Origin of the sequence: Kitasatospora sp. NPDC057198 (assembly GCF_042670125.1) — a bacterium.
In the GTDB taxonomy this organism is placed as follows: Bacteria; Actinomycetota; Actinomycetes; order Streptomycetales; family Streptomycetaceae; genus Kitasatospora.
On sequence record NZ_JBHUWH010000076.1, the window covers coordinates 1 to 23,890 of the forward strand.

A 23,890-nucleotide genomic window follows, 5' to 3' on the forward strand; every position below is an offset into this window, starting at 1 on the left:
GAGTCTGCAAGTGGGCGGTCGCCCTTTTCGGCGTTCCGGACGGCCGGCGGCGGCCGCCCGCGGAGGTGGTTCCGCACGTTCCGGGGGGTCACCACCAGGCGGGACGCGCCACGCCGCTGTTCGGACGACGTAGCTTGCGATGTACCTTGCAAGTATAGGAAGATCTTTATGTCCTATTGCCATTTTCACATGCCACGCCGGAAGGGGTGCCGTCATGGCGCGTCCGAACTGGGTGCCCGCAGGGACCGACCTCGACAAGCCGAACGCCGCCCGGGTCTACGACTACTACCTCGGCGGGTCGCACAACTTCGAGGTGGACCGGCAGATGGCGCGCAGGGCGATCGAGCTCTGGCCGGACCTGCCGATGATCATGCGGGCCAACCGGGCCTTCCTGCGCCGGGCCACCCAGTTCGCCGCCGGGGAGGGCATCGCCCGCTACCTCGACATCGGCTCCGGCATCCCCACCTTCGGCGCCGTCCACGAGGTCGCCCGCGAGTACCGGCCCGACGCTCGCGTGGTCTACGTCGACATGGACCCCGTCGCGGTCGCGCACAGCCGCCTGATCCTGGCCGACGACCCGCTCTCCCAGGTCGTCGACGCCGACCTGCGCAACACCGACGACCTGCTGGCCCGCCCCGAGGTCGAGGAGCTGCTCGCCCCCGGCGAACCCGTCGCCGTCATCCTGAACGCCGTCCTGCACTTCGTCACCGACGCCGACGAGCCCGACAAGATCCTCGCCAAGCTGCGCGAGGCCCTCCCCAGCGGCAGCATGCTGATCCTCTCGCACGCCGCCCTGGAGGGCCGCCCCGACCAGGCCGGCTCCCACCAGAGCCTCTACCGCTCCACCCCGACGCCGCTCACCATGCGCAGCCGCGAGCAGATCACCGCCTTCTTCGACGGCTACGACCTGGTCGAACCCGGCGTGGTCTACCTGCCCGAGTGGCGCCCCGACGACGCCGGATCGGTCGGCCCGCACCCCGAACGGATGACCGGCATGGCCGGCGTCGGGCGCCTGTCGTGAACGAGTCACCCGCCGCGGACGGGACCGCCGACCCGAGCGGAACGCCCGGCGCGGTCGCGGAGCCGGTCCTGGACGCGGGACCGGGCGCGGCGGGTACGGGCGCGGTGGATACGGGCACGGCGGGTACGGGCACGGTGGGTACGGACACGGTGGGCGCAGGACCGGGCACGGCGGGTGTCGGCCCGGTGGGTGCGGCGGGCGCGGTCGCGGGCGCGGCGGCGGCCGCCGCCGTCGCCGCGTTCTACGCCGAGTGGGCGGCCATGCTGCGCACCGGGCACGGCGCCGCCGTGCGCCCCGGCGTGCTCAACCCGCTGATCGCCCGCACTGCCGAACTGCTGCACCGCGCCGCCCGCGAGCACCCGTTCCGCCCCGAACTGGCCGGACAGGTCGGGGCGCTGCTCATCGACAACCAGTTCACCGACCCGCAACTGCTCTCCGAAGCGGTGCAGCTGATCCAGCGCAAGCCCGTCCCCGACGACCGCGGCCCGGCCCTCGTCGGCGCCTTCGCGGCCGGCTGGGCGGCCGCCCTGCGCGAGCGCACGCTGCGCGAGCAGGAGGCGATCCGGCTCGCCGCCGACACCGCCCGGCAGGAGGTCGAGAAGGCCCTGCGCGCCTCGGAGGCCCGCTTCCGGGCGCTGTTCGAATCGGCGGCGATCGGCATCGGCCTCGGCGACACCGACGGCAACATCCTGGCCGTCAACCGGGCCCTCGGCGAGATCTTCGGCGGCGGCCCCGAGGACATGACCGGTGTGCGGGTCAACGACCTGGTCCACCCCGAGGACACTCCCGGAGTCTGGGAGGCGTACGAGGAGCTGATCAGCGGCAAGCGCGAGTACTTCCAGTTCGACAAGCCGTACTACCGGCGCGACGGCGAGGTGGTGTGGACCCACCTCACCGTCTCGCTGATCCGCGACGACGACGGCGTGCCGCTCTACCAGGTCGCCATGCTGGAGGACGTCACCGACCGCTACCGCCTCCAGGAGCGGCTGCGCCACCAGGCCACCCACGACCCGCTGACCGGCCTGCCCAACCGGGCCGCGTTCTTCGAACGGCTGGAGAAGCTCTTCGAGGAGCCGGAGCCGGAAGCCCGCTTCGGCCTGTGCTACGTCGACCTGGACGGCTTCAAGATCGTCAACGACAGCCTCGGCCACGACATGGGCGACCAGCTGCTGACCGTGGTGGCCCGCCGGCTGGAGAACGCGCTCAGCCCGCTCGGCCACATGGTGGCCCGGCTCGGCGGCGACGAGTTCGTGGTGCTGCTGGAGAACTGCCGGGGCGAGCAGGAGGCCGTCGCCGCCGCCAAGACCGTGCTCGCCGCGCTCACCAAGCCCGTGGTGATCGGCGACCACCGGCTCGCCGTCGGCGCCAGCGTCGGCGTGCTGGAACGGCGGATCGCCACCACCACGCCCGGCGCCGCCGTCCGGGCCGCCGACCTCACCCTGTACCGGGCCAAGGAGGCCGGGCGCGGCCGCTGGACGCTGTTCGACCCCAAGGAGAACGCGCGCGCCGTCAGCCGGTACGCGGTGTCCGTGCGGATGCCCGCCGCGCTGGACCGCGGCGAGTTCTTCATCGACTACCAGCCGATGGTCGACCTCGCCACCGGCGCGATGACCGGCGTCGAGGCGCTGGTGCGCTGGCGGCACCCGCAGATGGGGGTGCTCGGCCCCGAGGAGTTCGTCGGCGTCGCCGAGGAGACCGGGCTGATCATGCCGCTCGGCCGCTGGGTGCTGGAGCAGGCGTGCGAGCAGGCCGCCGACTGGGTCGCCAGGTTCGGCGACCGGGCGCCCCGGCTGAGCGTCAACCTGGCCGTCCGGCAGGCCCGCAACGCCGGACTGGTCGGCGACATCGAACGCACCCTGCGCAGCACCGGCCTCGACCCGTCCATGCTCCAGCTGGAGATCACCGAGTCGACCGTGGTCGGCCCCGAGGACGAGGCGCTCAAGGCCCTGCACGCGCTGGTCGACATGGGCGTCTCGCTCTCCGTCGACGACTTCGGCACCGGCTGGTCCAACCTGGCCTACCTGCGCGACCTGCCGGTCTCCAACCTCAAGATCGCCGGCTCCTTCGTCGGTGACCTGCACGACCCCGCCAAGGACACCCACCTCGGCTGGCGGATCGTCAGCGGACTGGTCTCGCTCGCCCACACCCTGGGCCTGTCGGTCACCGCGGAGGGCGTGGAGAGCCGCGCCGACGCCGAACGCCTGCGCCTGATGGGCTGCGACCTCGCCCAGGGCTGGCACTTCGGACGCCCCGTGCGCCCCGCCGAGATCGCCCGCCGGATCGCCGAGACCGACCTGGAGGCCCCGCCCGAACCCGGCCCCGGCCACGAGTACTGAAACCCGGCCGCCCGGCCGGGAAAACCGCTACCCGTCCGGGCGCGGCGCCACTACCGTGCCGCTGTGACGCTGACCGACACCGAGATCGCCGAACTCCTCGCCCCCGCCGGGTTCCAGGTCCTGGAGCGCCTGCCCGGAGAGGTCCGGTTCCCGCTCCGGCCGCACCACTCGGCGGCGAGCAGCCGCTCCGAGCACGGGCGCTTCGACGCGCGCCCCGACGAGGTCCCCGACCTGGACGACCCGGACATGGCCGAGAAGGTCAACGCGAGCTGGTACCGGATGGCGACGGAGTACGGACTCCTCGACGCCGACCGCGAGTTCCTGCTCGCGTTCGGACGCGTCAGGCTGGGCGGCGACCCGGACGAAGAGCCCTGGACGGTCGGCTTCCGGGTCCGGCTGCTGGACGGCTGGGACGTGGTGGGGAGCGAGGTGGAACTCCTCAGGAGCGGCTTCGCCACCCTCTTCACCCCGCGCTTCGTGCCGGAGTTCACGGTGGTCTCCCTGGACGGCCTGATGATGATGAGCACCACGGTCTGGGGCGACGGCACGGTCAGCACCATCGCCATCCGTCCGGACGCGGTCGGTTCGGACGTGGTCGGCCCGGACGCGGTCGGTTCGGACGCGGTCGGCCCGGACGCGGTCAGTCCGGACGCGTAGCCGGGCCCGGTCGGGCGGGCGGGGCGGCGAGTTCGCGCAGCACCGGGACGAGGACCGCGCGCAGCCAGTGCCGGTTGCGGGCGGAGCGGCGGGACTTCTCCAGGTTGGCCGAGACGTGCCACAGCCAGGCCAACAGCACGCCGGACAGCGGGAGTTCGCCGGTCTCGGGACGGTGCAGGCCCCCGGTGCGCAGGGCCCGGACGACCTGCTCGCCCCATGAGCGCCCCTCCAGCAGCCGGCCCAGGGCCAGCGCGAAACTCGCCCGGTCGACCACCGCCGGGCCGTCGGCGAGCGCGTCCGCCCAGTCGACCAGCCCGGTGACGAACGGCCGCCCGGCCGGCTGCCCGGCGGACCGCCCGGCCGGGTCGGGGGAGCGCAACAGCAGGTTGCCGGGGGTGAAGTCGCCGTGCGTCCAGGCCACTTCGACCGGGTGCCCGGTCAACTCGCGGCGCAGGAAGGCGCGCAGCGCCAGCAGGCCCGCGGTGCCCTCCGCGCCCCGGCACCAGCGGACCCGGTCGGAGAGCACCGCCAGCCGGTGGCCCAGCCAGCCGTCCACCAGCCGGGCGTCCCGGCTCGATCCGCCCGCCGCGCCGCGCAGTTCGTCCAGCACGCCGAACGCGGACGCGGTCAGCGCGGCGGCCAGTTCGGGGCGGCGGGAGAGCAGCACATCGCCCGGGACGCCCGGCAGCACCTCCTGCACCAGCACCGGCGGGCGACCGCCCAGCCGGGAGTCCAGCGTCCGGGGCAGCAGGCCGCGCAGCCCCGGCGGCCGCAGCTGCGCGGCCAGCACCGCGACCGCGTCCCGCTCGCGCACCAGCGACCGCACCGCCTCGCCGGTGCGCGGGCACTTGACCAGCACCGGCGGCCCGCCGTCCGCCGGACGCCGACGCGCCACCAGCACGTCCGAGGGGTCCCGCGCCACCGCCTCCCACCGGCCGGGCCCCAACTCCCGTGCCGCCAGCCGCAACCGCAGCCCGTCCGCCGCCCGGCCCGCCACCCCCGGCGGCACCAGCAGCAGGCCGCCCGCGACCTCGCGCACCCCCATCAGCTCGTACACGGGCACCCGGCCGCCGCCGCTCATCCCCGCCCCCGCTCCCCGGCACCCGCCGACCGCCGCACCGCACCGGCCGGTTGCAGCAGCCGCACCGGCAGCCCGGCCCGGCCCGCCTCCGGCAGTGCGATCGGCGCCGGCAGCGCGACCCCCTCCGCCGGGTCCGCCCGGTACGGCGAGACGAAGGGCCGTGCCACGGAACGCAGTCCGGCCGGCTCGGCGGCCGTCGCGCGCTGATCCGTCGGGCGCGGGACGGCGCCGGGGGAGGGGACGGCCGGTGCGGGGTTCATGGGTGCTCTCCGGGACTCTCCGGGACGCGGCGGAGCAGCGGGGGCCGGACACGGACGCTTCCACCGTCCGCCCGCCCCGGCCCGCGCGCAACGCGGGCCCCGGCCGCACGCCCACCGTCACCGCCCGGACGCGCACCGCATCCGCCGGAAATTCCCCGCCGACGACCGATGAGTCGGCCCGGTGCCGCCCGTCGAAGCCGGTGAGAGCCACGACCACCGACCGGGGAGACCTGAGATGACCAACACCAGCGCCGGCGCCACCGCCACCGTTTCCGCCACCGCTCCTGCTGCCACCGGGCAGCGCCCCGGCAAGGCCCTGCGGTGGACGGTCCGGACCCTGCGCGTCCTGCTCGCGCTGTTCTTCGCCCTGGCCAGCGCCGCGCCCAAGCTGCTCGCGGTCTCCGACGCCACCGTCGTCTTCGACGCCGTCGGCGCGGGCCGCTGGTTCATGTACCTCACCGGCCTGGTGGAACTCGCCGGAGCCGTCGGCCTGCTGCTGCCCCGCCTGGCCGGTCCGGCCGCGACCGCCCTGATCGCCTTCCTGTTCTGCGCCTTCGCCACCCAGCTCACCGCGATGCACGGCGAGAACGCCGGCACCCCGTTCTTCTTCATGGCCCCGCTCGCCGTCGTCGCCTGGACCCACCGCGCCGAGACCGCCGCCCTGCTGCGCCCGCGCCCGCGCCGCTGAGCACGCGGGCGGTGCCGGCCCGGCTCCGTCCCGCCCGGCCTGCCCCCGCCGTCCACGACGGTGACCGGTCGCGGGATCATGGGAGGCCGTCGGAACCGCCCCGGAGGAGCGCCGCCATGCAGTTCGTCGTCCACGAGCACCCGGTCGGACGCGCCGCGACCAACTACATCGCGCGCGCCGACCTGGCCCCCTTCGGGCTGGAGGGGCAGGTCGAGCAGCTCTGGCTCACCCCGGCCGGGGAGGGGAGGTACCGGGTCGCCTGCGTCCCGTTCTTCACGTACGGGATCGCCCTGGGCGACACCGTGCTCCTCGACGGCGACGACTACGTCAGCCAGGTGGTCGGGGTCTCCCGGCACCGGGTACTGCGACTGCTGTTCACGCCCGACCTCCCCGCCGCCGACCTCCGGCGGGCCGCCGACCTGGTCACGACCGAGGTCCTCGCCGCCGGGCTGCCGAGCGAGTGGAGCGGCGAACGCTTCGTCGCCGTGGACGTCCCGCCCGGCGCCGCCCCCTCCGGAGTGTTCGCCGCCATGGAGGCCGCGGTCGCCGCCGGCCACGCCTTCTGGGAGTGGGCGGACGCGGAGCCCTTCGCGGGCCGCTCCTGACCCGACCGCCGGCCCCGGCCGGGCCGGGCCGGTCAGCCGACGAGGGGGGCCAGGTCCAGGGTGTGCCGGGTGTGTTCGACCTTGGCGCGGAGGTAGCGGAGGTTGCTGGGGGAGAGGTGGACGCCGGTGGGGACGCGTTCGGTGATGGTGACGCCGAGGGCGGTGAGCTGGGCGGCCTTGTCGGGGTTGTTGCTGAGCAGGCGGACGGCGGGGGCGTCGAGGGCGGCGAGCATCTGGGCGGCGGCGGTGTAGTCGCGGCCGTCCTCGGGCAGGCCGAGGGCGGTGTTGGCCTGGTAGGTGTCGAGGCCGGAGTCCTGGAGGGCGTAGGCGTCGAGCTTGTTGTAGAGGCCGATGCCGCGGCCCTCCTGGCGGAGGTAGAGCAGGTGGCCGCCGGTCTCGGCGATGCGCTGGACGGATTCGCGCAGCTGGGGGCCGCAGTCGCAGCGGGCGGAGCCGAACACGTCGCCGGTGAGGCACTCGGAGTGCAGGCGCACCAGGGGGGTGGCGGTGGCGGACGGGTCGCCGAGGGTGAGGGCGAGGTGCTCGGCGCCGTCGGCGAGGCCGTGGAAGGTGTGCACCTCGGCTTCGACGCGGTAGCCGTCGGCGAAGGCGAGGGGCACGCGCACGCGGGAGCGGACGGTGGCGGCGGGCAGCGGCGGGGTGGTTGCGGGGTGCGTCATGTCGGGTCCCTCCGGGGCCGCGAGTGGGGGGCCTGCGGTCCGGTGCGAGGGGCCGTGGGCAGGTTGTTCAAATTCGAACCGGATCGTGCCCGCCTGACGCTACACCTTGGTTCCAATTTGAACAACCGGCGTTCCGGAGCGCCCTTCCCGCCCCGCGCGCCCCACCGGCCCCGCCGTTCGGCCCACCGACCGCCCCGCTACCCGCCGGTACCCCTGCATGGTGGGGAAGGAGGGAGGACGAGCAGAGGGAGGCAGCGGATGGCGAAGGCATTCGGGTTCGTCGGGTACGGCGGCCCGGAGCAGCAGGAGTTCCTGGACCGGCCCACGCCCGTCCCCGGGCCCGGAACGCTGCGGATCAGGGTGGTCGCGGCCGGGGTCAACCCCGCGGACTGGAAGAAGCGGCAGGGCCGGTTCGGCACCGGCGCCGCCCCGCCGGTGGTGATGGGCAGCGAGGCGGCGGGCGTGGTGACCGCCGTCGGCGAGGACGTGCGGGGCTTCCGGACCGGCGACGAGGTGTTCGGCACCGCCCCGGACGGCGCCTTCGCCGAGGAGGCGCTGCTCACCGCCCGCACCACCGCGCACAAGCCGAGCACGGTCGGCTTCGCCGAGGCGGCCGCCCTCCCGGTCGCGGCCGCCACCGCCTACGACGCCCTCGACCAGCTCACCGCGCTCGGCCTGCGCCCCGGCCACACCCTGCTGGTGGTCGGCGCGTCCGGCGGCGTCGGCACCGCCGCCGCGCAGATCGCCCGCGGCCGCGGCGTGACCGTGCTGGGCACCGCCGGGGAGGGCAGCGCCGACCACGTCCGCTCGCTCGGTGCGACCCCCGTCCGCTACGGCGCGGGCGTCGCCGAGCGGCTGCGCGCCGTCGCCCCCGGCGGGGTGGACGCCGTGCTCGACCTGGTCGGCGGGGACGCCGTCCGCGAGGTGGCCGACGCACTGCGCGCCCCCGGCCGGCTGGTGTCCACCGCCGATCCGGACACCGCCGCCGAGCTCGGCGGCGCCCACGTCCACCGGGTCGGCACCGCCGCCCCGCTCGCAGCTCTCGCCGAACTCGTCGCCGCCGGCACGCTCGACCCGCACATCACCGCCCGCTACCCGCTGGAACGCGCCGCCGAGGCGATGGCCGAGGTGGAGGGCGGACACGCCCGAGGGAAACTGATCCTGGAGATGAGCCGACCGTGAAGATCACCGAACCGAGCCCCGGCGCGCCCTGCTGGGTCGAACTCGCCACCAAGGACCCGGCCGCCGCCAAAGCCTTCTACCACGAGCTCTTCGGCTGGCGCGTCGAGACCCTCCCCGACGAGAGGGCCATGGGCTACACCAAGCTCTACCTGGGCGAGCAGCTCGTCGCCGGACTCAGCGGACTCGTCCAGCCCGACCAGCCCACCGCCTGGACGATCGGCTTCCACACCGCCGACGCCGACGCCACCGCCGACGAGATCGCCGACGCCGACGGCAAGGTGATCGTCCCGCCGACGGACGCCCTGGACTGGGGCCGGTTCGCCGTCACCGCCGACCCCACCGGCGCGGTCTTCTCCACCTGGGAACCCGCCGCGCTGCGCGGCGTCGACCTGCGCGACGAGGCCGGCGCCCTCGGCTGGGTCGAACTCGCCACCCGCGACCCGCGCGCCGCCGCCGAGTTCTACGCTCGGGTGTTCGGCTGGAGCGTCAACACCGGTGAGATGTACACCCGGTTCGGCCTGGGCGGCCGCGACTTCGCCGGCATGATGGACATGTCCGACCAGTTCCCGGCCGAGGTCGCGCCCTACTGGATGCCGTACTTCGCGGTCGCCGACGTCGACCTCGGCGCCGAGCGCGCCGCCCTGCTCGGCGCCACCGTCACCCTCCCGCCCACCGACGTCCCCGACGGGCCCCGGCTGGCCGTCCTGCACGACCCGCAGGGGGCGCTGTTCGGCATCCACGTGGTGGAGGAGCAGTAGGCAGGGGAGGGCAGGAGAGGGGCGGAGGGGAGGGGGGACGGCGGCGGTGGGCGGGGCGGGGTGTCAGACCCGGGCGGGGGGTGCGCCGGCCGGGGTCGAGGACGGCGGCGGGCCCGGGCGGCGGCGTTCGCGCAGCAGCGGCGCGGCGGCGCACGCCGCCGCCGTCAGCACCACCGCCAGCGCCGTCAGCGGCACCCAGTCGCCCAGCCGCACGTACCAGGTGCGGGCCGCCGGGTCGGCCAGCGCCAGGCGGACCGTCACCGCGCCCGACTCGCCGGTGCCCATCCGCACCAGCCGCCGCCCCTGCGCGTCGTACGCCACCGACTCGCCGGTCAGGGCGGCCTGCACCACCGGGCGGCCGGTCTCGGCGGCCCGCAGCGCGCCCAGCGAGGCGTGCTGCGCCGGGGCCCAGGTCGACTGGAAGGTGGAGGTCGCCGACTGGTAGACGATCAGCTCGGCGCCCTGCCGGGCCGCGGTGCGCGACATGTCGGGGAACGCCGACTCGAAGCAGATCAGCGCGCCCACCGGCAGCGGCCGCCCGCCGCGGTCCACCACCGGCAGCAGGTGCACCGAGCTGCCGGGCACCCGGTTCTCGCCCGCGGCCGCGCTCACCCCGGCGATCCAGCCCAGCAGCGGGCGCAGCGGGATGTACTCGCCGAACGGCACCAGCCGGATCTTGCGGTAGCGCGCCAGCACCCCCGAACCGTCCACCAGCACCGCGTCCTTGGAGATCCGGCCGTCCGCCTTCCGGGCGTCCTCGCCGACCAGCAGCTGCGCCCCGGTCGCGCGGGACAGCGCGGCCAGCCGGGCCACCGTCTCCGGCCGCCGGTCCAGGTCCTCGGTGGTCGAGCTCTCGCCCCACACGACCAGGTCCGCCGGGCGGCCGGCCAGGGTGCGGGTGATCCGCACGTTCGCCTCCAGCCGGGCCTGCTCGTCCGGGGTGGAGCCGGCCTGCACCAGCGCCACCGTCGCCGCGCCCGAGGTCGCCGGGGCGGCCTGCGCGGCGAACGCCAGCGGGCCCGCCGCCAGCGCGGCCAGCGCCGTCGCCCCGGCCAGCGCGCGCACCCGCGGCCCGTGCGCGCACAGCACCACGGCCAGCGCCGTGTTCACCGCGACCAGCGCCCAACTCACCAGCCACACACCGCCGACGGAGGCCAGGCCGAGCACCGCCGGGTGCTCCCACTGGGTGGCGCCCAGCACCGCCCACGGCCCGCCCAGCGCACCCCAGGAGCGGGCGTACTCGGCGCACACCCACACCGCGGGCAGCACCACCAGCGCCGCCGACGCGCGGCGCAGCACCGGCTCGCCGCGCAGCAGCCACCAGGCGGCCAGGCCGAACGGCGCCTGCAGCACGCCGAACAGCACCGCCAGCACCGGCAGTCCGGGGCCGATCGACGGGATCAGCCAGTACATCCCGGTGAGGATGAACCCCGCGCCGAACCACCAGCCGCGCACCGCGGCCTCGCGCGGCCCGTCCGCGGCCCGCATCAGCAGCAGCCCCGGCACCAGCGCCGCCCAGGCCAGCCAGGCCAGGCCCGCGCCGGGGAAGGTCAGGACGGGCAGCGCACCCGAGGCCAGCGCGCCGTAGCGGGCCGGTCGGGTGAGGGCGGTTCGCAGGTTCATGGGCAGATTGTCCGTCCGGCCGGGCCGGAAGGCACCCCTATTCGATCATCGGCATGTCCAGGTCGCCCCCAGCCTGCCCGGATCCCGCCCGTTCACTCGCCCCGGGCGCCGTCACTCGCCCTCGAGGTCGCCCTCCGTCTCCAGCAGCACCTGCCGCAGCTCGTCCAGCAGCGCCGCGTCCGGCTCCGCCCACAGGCCGCGCCCGGCGGCCTCCAGCAGGCGTTCCGCGATGCCGTGCAGGACCCACGGGTTGGCCTCGGCGAAGAACTCCCGGTTGACCGGGTCGAGCACGTACTCCTCGGTCAGCTTCTCGTACATCCAGTCGGCGACCACGCCGGTGGTCGCGTCGTAGCCGAACAGGTAGTCGACGGTCGCGGCCATCTCGAACGCGCCCTTGTAGCCGTGCCGGCGCATCGCCTCCAGCCAGCGCGGGTTGACCACCCGGGCCCGGAAGACCCGGGCCGCCTCCTCGGTCAGGGTGCGGGTGCGCACCGTCTCCGGGCGGGTCGAGTCGCCGATGTACGCGGCCGGGGCGGCGCCGGTCAGCGCCCGCACGGTGGCCACCATGCCGCCGTGGTACTGGAAGTAGTCGTCCGAGTCGGCGATGTCGTGCTCGCGGGTGTCGGTGTTCTTCGCCGCGACGGTGATCCGCCGGTAGGCGCTCTCCATCTCCTCGCGCGCCGGCCGCCCGTCCAGGCCGCGCCCGTACGCGTAGCCGCCCCACACCGTGTACACCTCGGCCAGGTCGGCGTCGGTGCGCCAGTCCCGGCTGTCGATCAGCTGGAGCAGGCCCGCGCCGTAGGTGCCCGGACGGGAGCCGAACACCCGTACCGTGGCCCGGCGTTCGTCGCCGTGCTCGGCCAGGTCGGCCTGCACGTGGGCCCGGACGAAGTTCTGCTCCGCGGGCTCCTCCTGGCGGGCGGCCAGGCGCACCGCGTCGTCCAGCAGCGCCACCACGTGCGGGAAGGCGTCCCGGAAGAAGCCCGAGATGCGCAGCGTCACGTCGATCCGCGGCCGGCCCAACTCCTCGACCGGGACGGCCTCCAGGCCGGTCACCCGGCGCGAGGCGTCGTCCCACACCGGGCGCACGCCCAGCAGCGCCAGCGCCTCGGCGATGTCGTCGCCCGCGGTGCGCATCGCCGAGGTGCCCCACAGCGACAGGCCCACCGACGGCGGGAACTGGCCGTCGTTGTCGGCCCGGTAGCGCTCGACCAGGGACGCGGCCAGCGCCTGGCCGGTCTCCCAGGCGAGCCGGGACGGGACGGCCTTCGGGTCCACCGAGTAGAAGTTGCGGCCGGTCGGCAGCACGTTCACCAGCCCGCGCAGCGGCGAACCGGACGGGCCGGCCGGGACGAAACCGCCCCGCAGGGCGTGCAGCACCGCGTCCAACTCGTCGGTGGTGGCGGCCAGTCGGGGCACCAGCTGGGTCGCCGCGAAGGCCAGCACGTCGGCGACGGCGGCGGGCAGGCCCTCGGCGACCTTGCCGACCGCGGCCGGGTTCCAGTCCTCGGCCTCCATCGCCTCGACCAGCGAACGGGCCTTCGCCTCCGCCGCGTCCGTCGCGCCCAGGGTCAGCGCCGCCTCGTCCAGGCCCAGCGCCTCGCGCAGGCCCGGCAGCGCGCTCACGCCGCCCCAGATCTGCCGGGCCCGCAGGATCGACAGCACGATGTTCACCCGGTCGGTGCCGGCCGGGGCCTGGCCCAGCACGTGCAGGCCGTCGCGGATCTGCGCGTCCTTCACCTCGCACAGCCAGCCGTCCACGTGCAGCAGGAAGTCGTCGAAGCCGTCGTCCTCCGGCCGCTCGTCCAGCCCCAGGTCGTGGTCCAGCTTGGCGGCCTGGATCAGCGTCCAGATCTGCGCCCGGATCGCCGGCAGCTTCGCCGGGTCCATCGCCGCGATGTTCGAGTGCTCGTCGAGGAGTTGCTCCAGCCGGGCGATGTCGCCGTAGGAGTCGGCGCGCGCCATCGGCGGCACCAGGTGGTCGACCAGCGTCGCGTGCGCCCGGCGCTTGGCCTGGGTGCCCTCGCCCGGGTCGTTCACCAGGAACGGGTAGACCAGCGGCAGGTCGCCGAGGGCCGCGTCGGGGCCGCACTCGGCGGACAGCGCGGCGGTCTTGCCCGGCAGCCACTCCAGGTTGCCGTGCTTGCCCAGGTGCACCACCGCGTGCGCGCCGAAACCGCCGTCCGCGCGGTCCGCCGCGATCCACCGGTACGCCGCCAGGTAGTGGTGGCTGGGCGGCAGATCGGGGTCGTGGTAGATCGCCACCGGGTTCTCGCCGAACCCGCGCGGCGGCTGGACCAGCACCAGCAGGTTGCCGGAGCGGATGCCCGCCAGCACCAGGTCGCCGTCCGGGTTGCGCGAACGGTCCACGTACAGCTCGCCCGGCGCCGGGCCCCAGTGCTCCTCCACCCGCTTGCGCAGCGCCGCCGGCAGCGTGGCGTACCAGCGGCGGTAGTCGGCGGCCGGGATGCGCACCGGGTTGCGGGCCAACTGCTCCTCGGTCAGCCACGCCTGGTCGTAGCCGCCCGCCTCGATCAGCGCGTGGATCAGCGCGTCGCCCTCGTGGCCGTGCTCGGTGTCCGTGTGGAAGCCCGGCAGGCCGTCGCCCAGGTCCATGCCCTCGGCGCGCAGCCGCTCCAGCAGCCGGATCGCCGACGCCGGGGTGTCCAGGCCCACCGCGTTGCCCACCCGGGCGTGCTTGGTCGGGTAGGCGGAGAGCACCAGCGCCAGGCGCCGCTCGGCCGCCGGGGTGTGCCGCAGCCGGGCGTGCCGCACCGCGATGCCCGCCACCCGGGCCGCCCGCTCCGGATCCGCCGTGTACACCGTCAGCCCGTCCTCGTCGACTTCCTTGAACGAGAACGGCACGGTGATCAGCCGGCCGTCGAACTCCGGGACGGCCACCTGGGTCGCCGTGTCCAGCGGGGACAGGCCGTCGTCGCTGCCCTCCCACTGCGCCCGCGACCAGGTCAGGCAGAGCGCCTGGAGGATCGGCCGGTCCAGCGCGGCCAACGCGCCCGCGTCCCACGCCTCCTCGTCCCCGCCGGCCTGCGCGTCCGCCGGCCGGGTGCCGCCCGCCGCCAGCACGGTCGTCACGATCACGTCCGCCGCGCCCAGCTCCGCCAGCAGCTCCGGCTCCGCCCCGCGCAGCGACGCGCAGAAGTACGCCCTGGCCTGCGCGCCCTGCTCCTCGAGGGCCCGGCACAGCGTCTCCACGAACGCCGTGTTCCCGCTCATGTGGTGCGCCCGGTAGTACAGCACCGCGACGACCGGGCCCTCGCCGGCGCGCGCCTCCCGCTCCAGCGGGCCCCAGGACGGCGCCGACGCCGGGGGCGCGAAACCGTGCCCGGTCAGCAGCACCGTGTCCGACAGGAACGCGCCCAGCTCCGCCAGGTTCGCCGGACCGCCGTGCGCCAGGTACGCGTGCGCCTCCGCCGCGATGCCCGCCGGGACGGTCGACAGCTCCATCAGCTGCGCGTCCGGCGCCTGCTCGCCCGTCAGCACCACCACCGGCAGCGGCCCCGCCAGCAGCGCGTCCAACCCCTCCTGCCAGGCCCGGCGCCCGCCCAGCAGCCGCACCACCACCAGCTCCACGCCCTCCAGCAGCGCGGGCAGCCCCTCGGGCGACAGCCGCGCCGGGTTCGCCCAGCGGAACGGCACCGGGCCGCTCGCCGCCCGGGCGCTCAACAGGTCGGTGTCGGACGTCGACAGCAGCAGGATCATGCGGAGGCCCTCCCGGGCGTCTCGGACGGCACGGGGCACGGGGCCAGGGCGGGGCGGACGGGTCGCACCCGGCGGACGGCACAGGGCGGCCCGGCAACGGCGGGCACCCGGCGGGGCGCGGGCATGCGGCAGCGCATGGAACGGCCTTCCTCGGGGTCCTCGCCCCGGGCAGTGGAGGACGGCCGGAGTTCCTGGCTCCCGCGGCTCACTGAGCCGCGGTCACAGTGGCGGGACCGCACCGGATTCGCACCGGACTTCCTCCGCTGTGCCGTCGCTGGCAGCGGACGCCCCGAGAGGCGCCCGCCAGCATCGTACGGGGTGATCGGCCCGCGGGGGAGTGTGAGCTGCGACGCTGACCGAAACCCGACCACCCGCGCCCCCGTGCCCCGGCCCGCACCGTCCTGAGCTGGGCAATCACCACCGGCGCCGGAGCGGCGGCCCGGAGGCGGGTGTGACGCACGAGGCGGTGGCGCGTCCGCACCCGATGGGTATGCTCGCCGCCATGCCACCCACACCCGACGCCGCCCAGGCACCCTCCGTCGGGCCCGACCGAGGCCGCGCCGACGCCTGCCCCGGCGCGCTCCGCCTGCACCCCGCCGAGGACGGACACCTCGCCCGACTCCGGCTGCCCGGCGGCCAGTTGACGCACCGTCAGCTGCTCGCCGTGGCCGACGCCGCCGACGCCCTCGGCGACGGCGGCATCGAGATCACCTCGCGCGGCAACGCCCAGCTGCGCGGCCTCGCCGGAGGCTGCGCCGCCGACCTCGCCGAACGCCTGCGCGCCGTCGGCCTGTTGCCCTCCGACACCCACGAACGCGTCCGCAACATCGTCGCCTCCCCGCTCGCCGGAATCGACGGCCGTGGCGTAGGCGGCGCCCAATTCGACGGCTGGACAAGGGAGTTGGACGAGGCGCTGTGCGCCGCGCCGTGGGCCGCCCGGCTGTCCGGGAAGTTCCTGTTCGCGCTCGACGACGGCCGCGGCGACGTCGCCGCCCTGCACGCCGATGTGACCTTGATCGCAGTCGGCGGCGGGCGCGCCCTGCTCCGCCTCGGCCGCGCCCGCCGCGCCACCGCCGCCGACGCGCCCGTGCCCGCCGCCCTCGACGCCGCCCGCCGCTTCCTCGACCTCGCCGCCGGACGCGCCTGGCACCCCCGCGAGATCCAGGACGAACTACCCGAAGGCACCGTCCCACTACCCCCCTTCGCGGGCGAACAGCCCCTGCTGGGGCAGGTCGGCGACGGCCTCTCGGTCGGCCTGCGGTTCGGCCGCGCCACCAGCGCCCAGTGGCGGCTGCTCGCCGACACCCTCCCCGCGGGCCGCACCGCCCGGCTCACCCCCTGGCGCGGCGTCGTCCTGCCCGGCGCCGACCCGGCCCGGCTCCCGCACCTCGCCGGCGCCGGATTCCGCACCGCCCCCGGCGGCCCCTGGGAGGGCGTCACCGCCTGCACCGGCCTGCCCGGCTGCGCGAAGTCCCTGGCCGACGTCCGCGCCCAGGCCGTCCGCGCCCACACCGAAGCCCCCGCCGAGGGGCTCCCCGTCCACTGGTCCGGCTGCGCCCGCCGCTGCGGACACCCCGCCGGCCGCTGGGTCGACGTCCTGGCCACCGCGTCCGGACACCGCGTCACCGTCGACGGCACCGTCCGCGACACCGAAGAGAACGACACGGCCGAGGCAGTCGCCGAAGCCCGCAACGCCCAACGGCGGAGGCCCGAATGATCGACTACGAGAAGGACGGCGCGGCCATCTACCGCCAGTCGTTCGCCACCATCCGGGCCGAGGCGAACCTCGCCCACCTGCCCGCCGACGTCGCCCGGGTCGCCGTCCGGATGATCCACGCCTGCGGCATGACCGACCTGGTCGACGACCTGCTCTGGTCGCCGAACGCCGTCGCCGACGCCCGCCGCGCCCTGCTGGCCGGCGCGCCGATCCTGTGCGACGTCAACATGGTCGCCAGCGGCGTGACCCGCAAACGGCTGCCCGCCGACAACGAGGTGCTCTGCACCCTCACCGACCCCGCCGTCCCCGAACTCGCCCGCGCCATGGGCACCACCCGCAGCGCCGCCGCGATGGAACTGTGGCTGCCCCGCCTGGAGGGCGCCGTCGTCGCCGTCGGCAACGCCCCCACTTCGCTGTTCCGCCTGCTGGAGATGATCGAGGCCGGGGCGCCCCGCCCCGCCGCCGTCATCGGCGTCCCGGTCGGCTTCATCGGCGCCGCCGAGTCCAAGCAGGCCCTCGCCGACCACCCCTCCGCCCTGGAACACCTGGTCGTCCGGGGCCGCCGAGGCGGCAGCGCCATCGCCGCCGCCGCCATCAACGCGATTGCGAGCGAAGAAGAATGACGGACAGTCAGCGCAGCGGCAAGGCCGTCGGAAAGCTCTACGGCGTCGGCGTCGGCCCCGGCGACCCGTCGCTGGTCACCGTGCGCGCCGCCGAACTCATCGGCAAGGCCGACGTCATCGCCTACCACTGCGCCCGGCACGGCCGCTCGCACGCCCGGGCCATCGCCGAACGCTACCTGACCGGCGGCCAGCTCGAGGAACGGCTGATGTACCCCGTCACGGTCGAGACCACCGACCACCCCGGCGGCTACCGCGGCGCCCTCGACGACTTCTACCGGGAAGCCTCCGAACGGCTCGCCGCCCACCTCGACGCCGGCCGCGACGTCGTCGTCCTCGCCGAGGGCGACCCGCTGTTCTACGGCTCCTACCAGCACATGCACAAGCGCCTCGCGCACCGCTACCCCACCGAGGTCGTCCCCGGCGTCACCTCGATCAGCGCCGCCGCCGCCCGCCTCGGCACCCCCCTGGTCGAGGCCGAGGAGATCCTCACGATCATCCCCGGCACCCTCCCCGAGGAGGAGATCACCGCCCGGCTCGCCGCCACCGACTCCGCCGTCGTGATGAAGCTCGGCCGCACCTTCCCCGCCGTCCGCCGCGCCCTGGAGCGCGCCGGACGGCTGGCCGACGCCCGGTACGTGGAGCGCGCCACCATGGACGGCGAGCGCACCGGACGGCTGGCCGACGTCGACCCGGACGGCGTCCCGTACTTCTCGGTCGCCGTGCTGCCCAGCAAGGTCGCCGCGCTCGACTCCGCCGGGCAGCCGTTCGAGGCCCTGGACGCCGCCGCGGGCGAAGCCCCCGAGGCGGTCGGCGAGGGTCCGGCCCCGGTCGGCGAGGTGGTCGTGGTCGGCACCGGGCCCGCCGGGCCGCTGTGGCTCACCCCCGAGGCGCGCGGCGCCCTTGCGAACGCCACCGACCTGGTCGGCTACACCACCTACCTGGACCGGGTGCCGGTGCGCGCCGGGCAGGTCCGGCACGGCTCCGACAACAAGGTCGAGGGCGTCCGGGCCGAGTTCGCCCTCGACCTGGCCCGCCGCGGACGCCGCGTCGCCGTGGTCTCCTCCGGCGACCCGGGCGTCTTCGCGATGGCCACCGCCGTCCTCGAAGCCGCCTGCGAGGACCCCTACCGGGACGTCCCGGTCCGGGTCCTGCCCGGCATGACCGCCGCGCACGCCGCCGCCTCCCGGGCCGGGGCGCCGCTCGGCCACGACTACGCCGTGATCTCGCTCTCCGACCGGCTCAAGCCCTGGGCGGCGATCGCCCGCCGGCTGCGCGCCGCCGCCGAGGCCGACCTCGTCCTCGCGCTCTACAACCCCGGCTCCAAGTCCCGCACCACGCAGGTCGGTTCGGCCCGCGACCTGCTGCTGGAGCACCGCTCCCCGGATACCCCCGTGGTGCTGGCCCGGGACGTCGGCGGCCCCACCGAGCGGGTGCGCACCGTCACGCTCGCCGAACTCGACCCCGCCGAGGTCGACATGCGCACCCTGCTGCTGATCGGCTCCAGCCAGACCCGGCGGGTGGAACGCGGCGGCGGACACGAAGCGGTGTGGACGCCGCGCCGCTACCCCGAGGCGCAGCAGGAGAGTTGACGGTGCGTCAGCTCGCCAGGCGCTGCACCCAGGCGACCGCCCCGGCGACGTCCGGGGCGGTGCGCACCCCCGCCGGGGCGGCCGGGCGCTCCACCACCACGACGGGCAGGCCGAGTTCGCGGGCCGCGGTCAGCTTGGGGGCGGTCGCGGCGCTGCCGCTGTCCTTGGTCACCAGCACCTCGATGCGGTGCGCGCGCAGCAGCTTGCGCTCCCCGTCCAGGGTGAACGGGCCGCGCTCCAGCAGGACTTCGGTGCGCACGGGCATCGGCGGCACCGGCGCCTCCACCGAACGCGCCAGGAACACCAGGCCGTCCAGGTGCGCGAACGCGGCGATGCCCTGGCGCCCGGTGGTCAGGAACACCCGGCTGCCGAGCGCGGGCAGCGCCTGCGCCGCGGCGGCCAGGCTGGGCACCGGGTGCCAGCGGTCGCCGTCCTGCGCCGTCCAGCTCGGGCGGCGCAGCGCCAGCAGCGGCAGGCGGGCCTCCTCGGCGGCCAGCGCAGCGTTCCGGCTGATCCGTTCGGCGAACGGGTGGGTGGCGTCCACCACCGCGTCCACCGCGTGGGCCCGCGCCCAGGCGGCCAGCCCCGCCGGGCCGCCGAACCCGCCGACCCGGACCTCCCCGGCGGGCAGCCGCGGCCGCTCCACCCGCCCGGCCAGCGAGCTGGTCACCCGCAGCGCCGGGTCGGCCGCCAGCACGTCCGCCAACCGGCGGGCCTCGCTGGTGCCGCCGAGGATCAGGACGTGCATGCGGACTCCCGGGACCGGTGCGTGCGATCAGGACACACCACCCTAACCGGGCGGTCGGCGCGCTCAGCATGGGACGGTGGGGCGGTGGGGCAGTGGGAACGGCGAGGAGCACGGAAGGACGAGGGGTGAGCGGTGAGTAGCGCGGCGCAGGACGGTCCGGTCGGCGGCGGGCGCGCGGGGCAGTTGCGCAGCAGCGGGCTGCGGCCCGGCTGGACGACGGGCGCGTGCGCGACGGCCGCGACCAAGGCGGCGTACACGGCGCTGCTCGGCGGCGGCTTCCCCGACCCGGTGGTGATCACGCTGCCCAGGGGCGAGCGGCCCGCGTTCGCGCTCGCGGTGGAGGAGCTCGCGCCCGGCCGGGCCAGTGCCGGGGTGGTCAAGGACGCCGGTGACGACCCGGACGTGACGCACGGCGCGCTGGTGCGCTCCACCGTGCGGATCGGCCCGCCGGGCAGCGGCGTGGTCTTCCGGGCCGGGCCGGGCGTCGGGACGGTCACCAAGCCGGGCCTGCCGCTGGCGGTCGGCGAGCCGGCCGTCAACCCGGTGCCGCGGCAGCTGATCCGCGAGGCGGTCGCCGAGGTGGCCGCGGAGTTCGGCGCCACCGGGGACGTGGAGGTGGAACTCTCCGTCGACCACGGCGAGGAGATCGCCCGGCACACCTGGAACCCGCGGCTGGGCATCCTCGGCGGCCTGTCCATCCTCGGCACCACCGGCATCGTCGTCCCGTACTCCTGCTCGGCGTGGATCGACTCGATCCGCCGCGGCATCGACGTGGCCCGCGCCGCCGGGCACACCCACGTCGCGGGGGCGACCGGCTCCACCTCCGAGAAGGTCGTGGTGGCCGAGTACGGCCTGCCCGAGGACGCCCTGCTCGACATGGGCGACTTCGCCGGCGCCGTCCTCAAGTACCTGCGCCGGCACCCGGTTCCGCGCCTGACCGTCTGCGGCGGCTTCGCCAAGCTCTCCAAGCTCGCCGCCGGGCACCTCGACCTGCACTCCGGCCGCTCCCAGGTCGACAAGGCCCAACTCGCCGAACTGGCAAGGGAGGGCGGCGCCCGCGCAGAACTCGTGGAACGGGTCGCCGCCGCCAACACCGCCCTGGAGGCCGTCCAGTCGTGCGCCGCGGCGGGCGTCCCGCTCGGTGACCTGGTGGCCGAACGGGCCCGCGCCACCGCGCTCGGCGTGCTGCTCGGCGCGCCCGTCACGGTCGACGTGATCTGCATCGACCGCGCGGGCGCGATCGTCGGCCGGGCCGCCCCGCGGGGCCCCCGGCCGGACGGGGCGGCGGACCGGCCGGTCAGCCGGTGACGACCGCCTGGGCGTCGATCTCCACCAGCATGGGCTCCTGCGGGAGTTCGACGAAGACCGTGGTGCGGCAGGGCTTCACGCCGCCGGCGGGGATGTTCTCCTCGATGAACCGGGCGTAGACCTCGTTCATCAGCGGGAAGTCGGCGCGCTTGGTCAGGTAGACGCGGAACATCACCACGTCCTCGATGGTGGCGCCGCCCGCCTCGACGATCGCCTTGACGTTCTCCAGCGTCCGCCGGGTCTGCGCCTTCACGTCGCCGTGGTACAGGTACTCGCCGGTCGCCGGGTCCTGCGGGCCCTGGCCGGAGACCTGCAGGATCGGGCCCTTGCGCACGCCCTGGGAGAACATCCAGGCCGGGGCGGGCGCGCCGTCGGTACGGACCTCGATCTTGTCGCTCATGTGACTCTCTCCATAAGGTGGTTGATGGTGCGTCAATGGACGGTGCCGCGGGCCGGGAGGCCCGCGTCGGCGGAGATCGCCCGGGTACAGGCGAGCAGTTGGGGGAGCAGGTCGAGCACCTGCTCGTAGCGCAGGACCACGTCCGGCACGGATATCGACGCGGCGGCCACCACCCGGCCCGAGACGTCCCGGATCGGCGCGGCCACGCAGTTGATGAACGCCTCGTGCTCGGCGTGGTCCTGTGCCCAGCCCTGTGCGGCGACCTGCTCCAGTTCGGCCAGCAGCGCCTGCGGGCTGGTGATCGTGTTCGGGGTGTGCACGGTGAACTCGACGCCGTCCACCACCCGGCGGCGCTCGGCCGGCGGCAGGTCGGCCAGCAGCACCTTGGCCACCGCCGTGTTGTGCAGCGCCGCGCGCAGCCCGATCCGCGAGTACATCCGCACCGGGTGCCGCGAGTCGTACTTGTCGATGTAGACCACCTCGCCGCCCTCGTACGCGGCCAGGTGCACGGTCTGGCCGGTCGCCGCGTTCAGCTCGGCGAGGTGCGGGGCGGCGGTGCGCCGGATGCCGCGCTGCTCCAGGGCGAGGCTGGACAGCGCGAACAGGCCCGCGCCGAGGTGGTAGCGGTACTGGGCGTCGCGGTGGACGAAGCGCTCCTCCTCCAGGCTCTGCAGCAGCCGCAGCACGGTGGTCTTGTGGACGCCGATCAGCTCGGCCAACTGGTCGAGGGAGCGCTCGCCCTCGCCGAGTTCGGCGAGCAGGCGCAGGGCGCGGGTGACGGTCTGGCTCATGGGAGTCCCGAGGGTCTTCGAGGGTGCCGGGAGTGGTGGGTCGGTGGACGGGGCGGACAGGACGGCCGGGTTGGACGGGTCGGACGGGTTGGACGGGTCGGACGGGTCGGCCGGGGCCGTTTCAGTGGACGGGGGCGGGCAGCGCGGGGGAGTCGAAGCCGGCTGCGGAGACCCGGGTCGCCGTCCAGGCCCGCTCGTCGGCGGCCAGCAGCGCGGCCACCGTCGCCGCGTCCGGCAGCGCGCCGTGGTCGGTGGGGGCGGTCAGCGCGCCCGCCGCCGCCAGGTGGCCCAGCCGCAGCCGGGAGCGCTGGTCCAGGCCGCGCAGGGTGCCCGCCAGGTAGCCGGCCGCGAACGCGTCCCCCGCGCCGGTCGGCTCCACCACCTCGACCCGCAGCGCCGGTTCGGCGACCGCCCCGCCGTCCCGGTCCAGCGCGCTGACCAGGTGCCCGGAGTCCTTGACCACCAGGGTGGCCGGCGAGGGGAAGAGCCGGCGCAGCGCCCGCGGGTCGCCGGTGCCGAACGCCTCCTCGGCCTCGTCCGCACCCAGCAGCAGCACGTCCGCGGCGTCCAGCAGCTCCGGCAGCACCGCCGGGTCGCGCCGCCGCCACAGCGCCGGGCGCCAGTTCAGGTCGAAGGAGACCAGCCGGCCCGGACGGCGGCGGGCCAGCAGGGCGCGCACCAGGGCCAGGCAGTCGTCCGACAGCGCGGGCGTGATGCCGGTCAGGTGCAGCAGCGGCGCGGCGTCCAGCAGGGCGGCCGCCGCCGGGTCGTCCAGCAGCGCGGGGGAGAGCGCGGAGGCCGCCGAACCGGTGCGGTAGTAGTGCAGGCGGGAGCGGCCCCGGCCCAGGTCGTGCGGCAGGTCGGAACCGCCGGTCTCCTTCAGGTACACCCCGGTCGGGCGGTGCGGGTCCACCGCGACGGCCGACACGTCCACCCCCGCCGCCGCCAGGTCGCCGGTCAGGCGGCGGCCGAAGCCGTCCGAGCCGACCCGGCTGATCCACGCCGCGGGCACGCCCAGCGCGGCCAGCGCCGCCGCCACGTTCGACTCGGCGCCCCCCACCGAGGGGCGGAACGCGCCGACGGCCTCGAACGGCCCCGGCCGGTCGGGCAGCAGCACCGCCATCGACTCGCCCAGGCACACCGCGCGGGCACCGCTCCGGCCCGCGCCGCCGTGATCCGCCATCAAACCCGCTCCCTCGCCCTCGGGCCCGTGCCCCCCGCTCCCGCCGCCGGCGGCCCGCGCGGCCCGGTGCTCGGCGGTGAGCCCGGTGCTGCGTGCCTGGTGGGAGGGGTGGACGGGCCGCGTCGCGGTCCGTTGACCGCCGTCCGGCGTGAATGCTAGAACCGTATCACCAACATGCGCAATACAGGTTGCGCATGTTGCAACTTCCCAGCTCGCGAGTGGGTCGGGATTCGATGCGGAGGCGCGGCGATGAGCGGAACGGCAGGAACGGCAGGAACGGCGGCAGCGGGAACGGCAGCGGGAGCGGGGGCGGGAGCGGGAGCGGGAGCGGCGGACCGGGCGGACGCGGAACGGCGGCACTTCGCCGACCCCGCCCACGGCCCCGGCATCGACACCGCCGCCGTCGCCGCCCTCGCCGACGAGACCCTCGACTTTCGCTTCAAGGCCGCCCCCGCCGCCGCCCACGGACTGACCGTCCGCGACTGGCTCGCCACCCGCCCCACCCTCGACGACCTCGGCACCCCCCTGCTCACCCTCGACGCCGCCGCCCTCGACCACAACCTGCGCACCATGGCCGCCTGGTGCCGCACCGCCGGCGTCCGGCTCGCCCCGCACGGCAAGACCACCATGGCCCCCGCCCTCTGGCAGGCCCAACTCGCCGCCGGCGCCCACGCCGTCACCCTCGCCAACCTCCCCCAGCTGCGCGTCGCCCGCGCCTTCGGCGTCCAGCGCCTGCTGCTCGCCAACACCCTGCTCGACCCCGCCGGACTCGCCTGGATCGCCGCCGAACTCGACCGCGACCCCGGCTTCGCCTTCGCCTCCTGGGTCGACTCCACCGACAGCGTCCGGCAGATGGACGCCGCCCTGCGCGCCGCCGGAGCCCGCCGCCCCGTCGAGGTCCTGGTCGAACTCGGCGGCCC

General features: G+C 75.8%; 20 protein-coding genes, 1 pseudogene and 1 riboswitch. Of the genes and pseudogenes, 12 read left to right on the forward strand and 9 right to left on the reverse strand.

Annotated features, from left to right (window positions below):
• The first annotated feature begins 214 nt into the window (after positions 1 to 214).
• The 3 genes from ACFUEL_RS12170 (at position 215) to ACFUEL_RS12180 (ending at position 4,014) form a co-directional block, all read left to right on the forward strand.
• Positions 215 to 1,021 (forward strand): SAM-dependent methyltransferase, encoded by an 807-nt coding sequence (locus tag ACFUEL_RS12170; RefSeq protein WP_380236028.1) that lies wholly within the window; start codon positions 215 to 217, stop codon positions 1,019 to 1,021.
• Between the two features lie 149 nt (positions 1,022 to 1,170).
• On the forward strand, positions 1,171 to 3,357 hold the full coding sequence (locus ACFUEL_RS12175; RefSeq protein ID WP_380236029.1) for a putative bifunctional diguanylate cyclase/phosphodiesterase: 2,187 nt from the start codon (positions 1,171 to 1,173) through the stop codon (positions 3,355 to 3,357).
• Positions 3,358 to 3,420: 63 nt separating this feature from the next.
• Complete coding sequence (locus tag ACFUEL_RS12180; RefSeq protein ID WP_380236030.1) at positions 3,421 to 4,014, forward strand: hypothetical protein; 594 nt, start codon at positions 3,421 to 3,423, stop codon at positions 4,012 to 4,014.
• Here ACFUEL_RS12180 and ACFUEL_RS12185 read toward each other — a convergent pair.
• Together ACFUEL_RS12185 and ACFUEL_RS12190 are read right to left on the reverse strand one after the other, a co-directional pair.
• Entirely contained in the window at positions 3,998 to 5,095 is a 1,098-nt protein-coding gene (locus tag ACFUEL_RS12185; RefSeq protein ID WP_380236031.1) for an aminoglycoside phosphotransferase family protein, read from the reverse strand. The two genes, ACFUEL_RS12180 and ACFUEL_RS12185, sit on opposite strands and share 17 nt — an antisense overlap.
• Positions 5,092 to 5,355, reverse strand: coding sequence for a hypothetical protein (locus ACFUEL_RS12190; RefSeq protein ID WP_380236033.1), 264 nt, complete (start codon positions 5,353 to 5,355; stop codon positions 5,092 to 5,094). The genes ACFUEL_RS12185 and ACFUEL_RS12190 overlap by 4 nt, the downstream gene beginning before the upstream one ends.
• 235 nt (positions 5,356 to 5,590) lie before the next feature.
• On the opposite strand from ACFUEL_RS12190, the gene ACFUEL_RS12195 reads away from it, so the two are divergent.
• Positions 5,591 to 6,043: a DoxX family protein gene (locus ACFUEL_RS12195; RefSeq protein WP_380236035.1), complete on the forward strand. Its 453-nt coding sequence runs from the start codon at positions 5,591 to 5,593 to the stop codon at positions 6,041 to 6,043.
• A gap of 116 nt (positions 6,044 to 6,159) precedes the next feature.
• Positions 6,160 to 6,648, forward strand: a complete 489-nt coding sequence (locus ACFUEL_RS12200) for a DUF4265 domain-containing protein (RefSeq protein ID WP_380236036.1) — start codon at positions 6,160 to 6,162, stop codon at positions 6,646 to 6,648.
• A gap of 32 nt (positions 6,649 to 6,680) precedes the next feature.
• Here the strand turns inward: ACFUEL_RS12200 and ribA are convergent, their stop codons facing one another.
• Entirely contained in the window at positions 6,681 to 7,328 is a 648-nt protein-coding gene (gene ribA / locus ACFUEL_RS12205) for a GTP cyclohydrolase II (protein ID WP_380236037.1), read from the reverse strand.
• 258 nt (positions 7,329 to 7,586) lie between these two features.
• Here ribA and ACFUEL_RS12210 point away from each other — a divergent pair, with 258 nt between their 5' ends.
• Together ACFUEL_RS12210 and ACFUEL_RS12215 are read left to right on the forward strand one after the other, a co-directional pair.
• Positions 7,587 to 8,510, forward strand: coding sequence for an NADP-dependent oxidoreductase (locus ACFUEL_RS12210; protein WP_380236038.1), 924 nt, complete (start codon positions 7,587 to 7,589; stop codon positions 8,508 to 8,510).
• Positions 8,507 to 9,268: a VOC family protein gene (locus tag ACFUEL_RS12215; RefSeq protein ID WP_380236039.1), complete on the forward strand. Its 762-nt coding sequence runs from the start codon at positions 8,507 to 8,509 to the stop codon at positions 9,266 to 9,268. The genes ACFUEL_RS12210 and ACFUEL_RS12215 overlap by 4 nt, the downstream gene beginning before the upstream one ends.
• A 63-nt stretch (positions 9,269 to 9,331) precedes the next feature.
• Here ACFUEL_RS12215 and lnt read toward each other — a convergent pair whose 3' ends face one another.
• Positions 9,332 to 10,891: an apolipoprotein N-acyltransferase gene (gene lnt, locus ACFUEL_RS12220; protein WP_380236040.1), complete on the reverse strand. Its 1,560-nt coding sequence runs from the start codon at positions 10,889 to 10,891 to the stop codon at positions 9,332 to 9,334.
• A 111-nt stretch (positions 10,892 to 11,002) separates the two neighbouring features.
• Positions 11,003 to 14,611: a cobaltochelatase subunit CobN gene (gene cobN, locus ACFUEL_RS12225; RefSeq protein WP_380236041.1), complete on the reverse strand. Its 3,609-nt coding sequence runs from the start codon at positions 14,609 to 14,611 to the stop codon at positions 11,003 to 11,005.
• A 185-nt stretch (positions 14,612 to 14,796) separates the two neighbouring features.
• A riboswitch (cobalamin riboswitch) is annotated at positions 14,797 to 14,872 on the reverse strand.
• A gap of 229 nt (positions 14,873 to 15,101) precedes the next feature.
• Here cobN and ACFUEL_RS12230 point away from each other — a divergent pair.
• The 3 genes from ACFUEL_RS12230 to ACFUEL_RS12240 are packed head-to-tail and all read left to right on the forward strand — an operon-like array spanning position 15,102 to position 18,540.
• Positions 15,102 to 16,328 (forward strand): cobalamin biosynthesis protein CobG, encoded by a 1,227-nt coding sequence (locus ACFUEL_RS12230; protein ID WP_380236042.1) that lies wholly within the window; start codon positions 15,102 to 15,104, stop codon positions 16,326 to 16,328.
• Positions 16,325 to 16,951 carry a precorrin-8X methylmutase gene (locus ACFUEL_RS12235; RefSeq protein WP_380236043.1) on the forward strand — a complete coding sequence of 209 codons (627 nt, stop codon included), beginning with the start codon at positions 16,325 to 16,327 and terminating at the stop codon, positions 16,949 to 16,951. The genes ACFUEL_RS12230 and ACFUEL_RS12235 overlap by 4 nt, the downstream gene beginning before the upstream one ends.
• Positions 16,948 to 18,540, forward strand: a complete 1,593-nt coding sequence (locus tag ACFUEL_RS12240; RefSeq protein WP_380236044.1) for a precorrin-2 C(20)-methyltransferase — start codon at positions 16,948 to 16,950, stop codon at positions 18,538 to 18,540. Before ACFUEL_RS12235 ends, ACFUEL_RS12240 begins: the two co-directional genes overlap by 4 nt.
• A 7-nt stretch (positions 18,541 to 18,547) precedes the next feature.
• Here the strand turns inward: ACFUEL_RS12240 and ACFUEL_RS12245 are convergent, their stop codons facing one another.
• A complete protein-coding gene (locus tag ACFUEL_RS12245; RefSeq protein ID WP_380236045.1) occupies positions 18,548 to 19,288 on the reverse strand; it encodes a cobalt-precorrin-6A reductase in 741 nt (246 codons plus the stop codon).
• A gap of 132 nt (positions 19,289 to 19,420) precedes the next feature.
• On the opposite strand from ACFUEL_RS12245, the gene ACFUEL_RS12250 reads away from it, so the two are divergent.
• On the forward strand, positions 19,421 to 20,596 hold the full coding sequence (locus ACFUEL_RS12250) for a cobalt-precorrin-5B (C(1))-methyltransferase (RefSeq protein WP_380236046.1): 1,176 nt from the start codon (positions 19,421 to 19,423) through the stop codon (positions 20,594 to 20,596).
• On the opposite strand, the gene ACFUEL_RS12255 is transcribed toward ACFUEL_RS12250, so the two are convergent.
• The 3 genes from ACFUEL_RS12255 to ACFUEL_RS12265 all read right to left on the reverse strand — a co-directional run bounded on the left by ACFUEL_RS12255 (position 20,586) and on the right by ACFUEL_RS12265 (position 22,970).
• Positions 20,586 to 20,996 carry a RidA family protein gene (locus ACFUEL_RS12255; RefSeq protein WP_380236047.1) on the reverse strand — a complete coding sequence of 137 codons (411 nt, stop codon included), beginning with the start codon at positions 20,994 to 20,996 and terminating at the stop codon, positions 20,586 to 20,588. The genes ACFUEL_RS12250 and ACFUEL_RS12255 overlap by 11 nt on opposite strands.
• Positions 20,997 to 21,028: 32 nt before the next feature.
• Positions 21,029 to 21,787: an IclR family transcriptional regulator gene (locus tag ACFUEL_RS12260; RefSeq protein WP_380236048.1), complete on the reverse strand. Its 759-nt coding sequence runs from the start codon at positions 21,785 to 21,787 to the stop codon at positions 21,029 to 21,031.
• Positions 21,788 to 21,908: 121 nt separating this feature from the next.
• Complete coding sequence (locus ACFUEL_RS12265) at positions 21,909 to 22,970, reverse strand: sugar kinase (protein ID WP_380236049.1); 1,062 nt, start codon at positions 22,968 to 22,970, stop codon at positions 21,909 to 21,911.
• 249 nt (positions 22,971 to 23,219) lie between these two features.
• Here ACFUEL_RS12265 and ACFUEL_RS12270 point away from each other — a divergent pair.
• Positions 23,220 to 23,890: pseudogene (locus tag ACFUEL_RS12270) on the forward strand (amino acid deaminase); the annotation flags it as partial.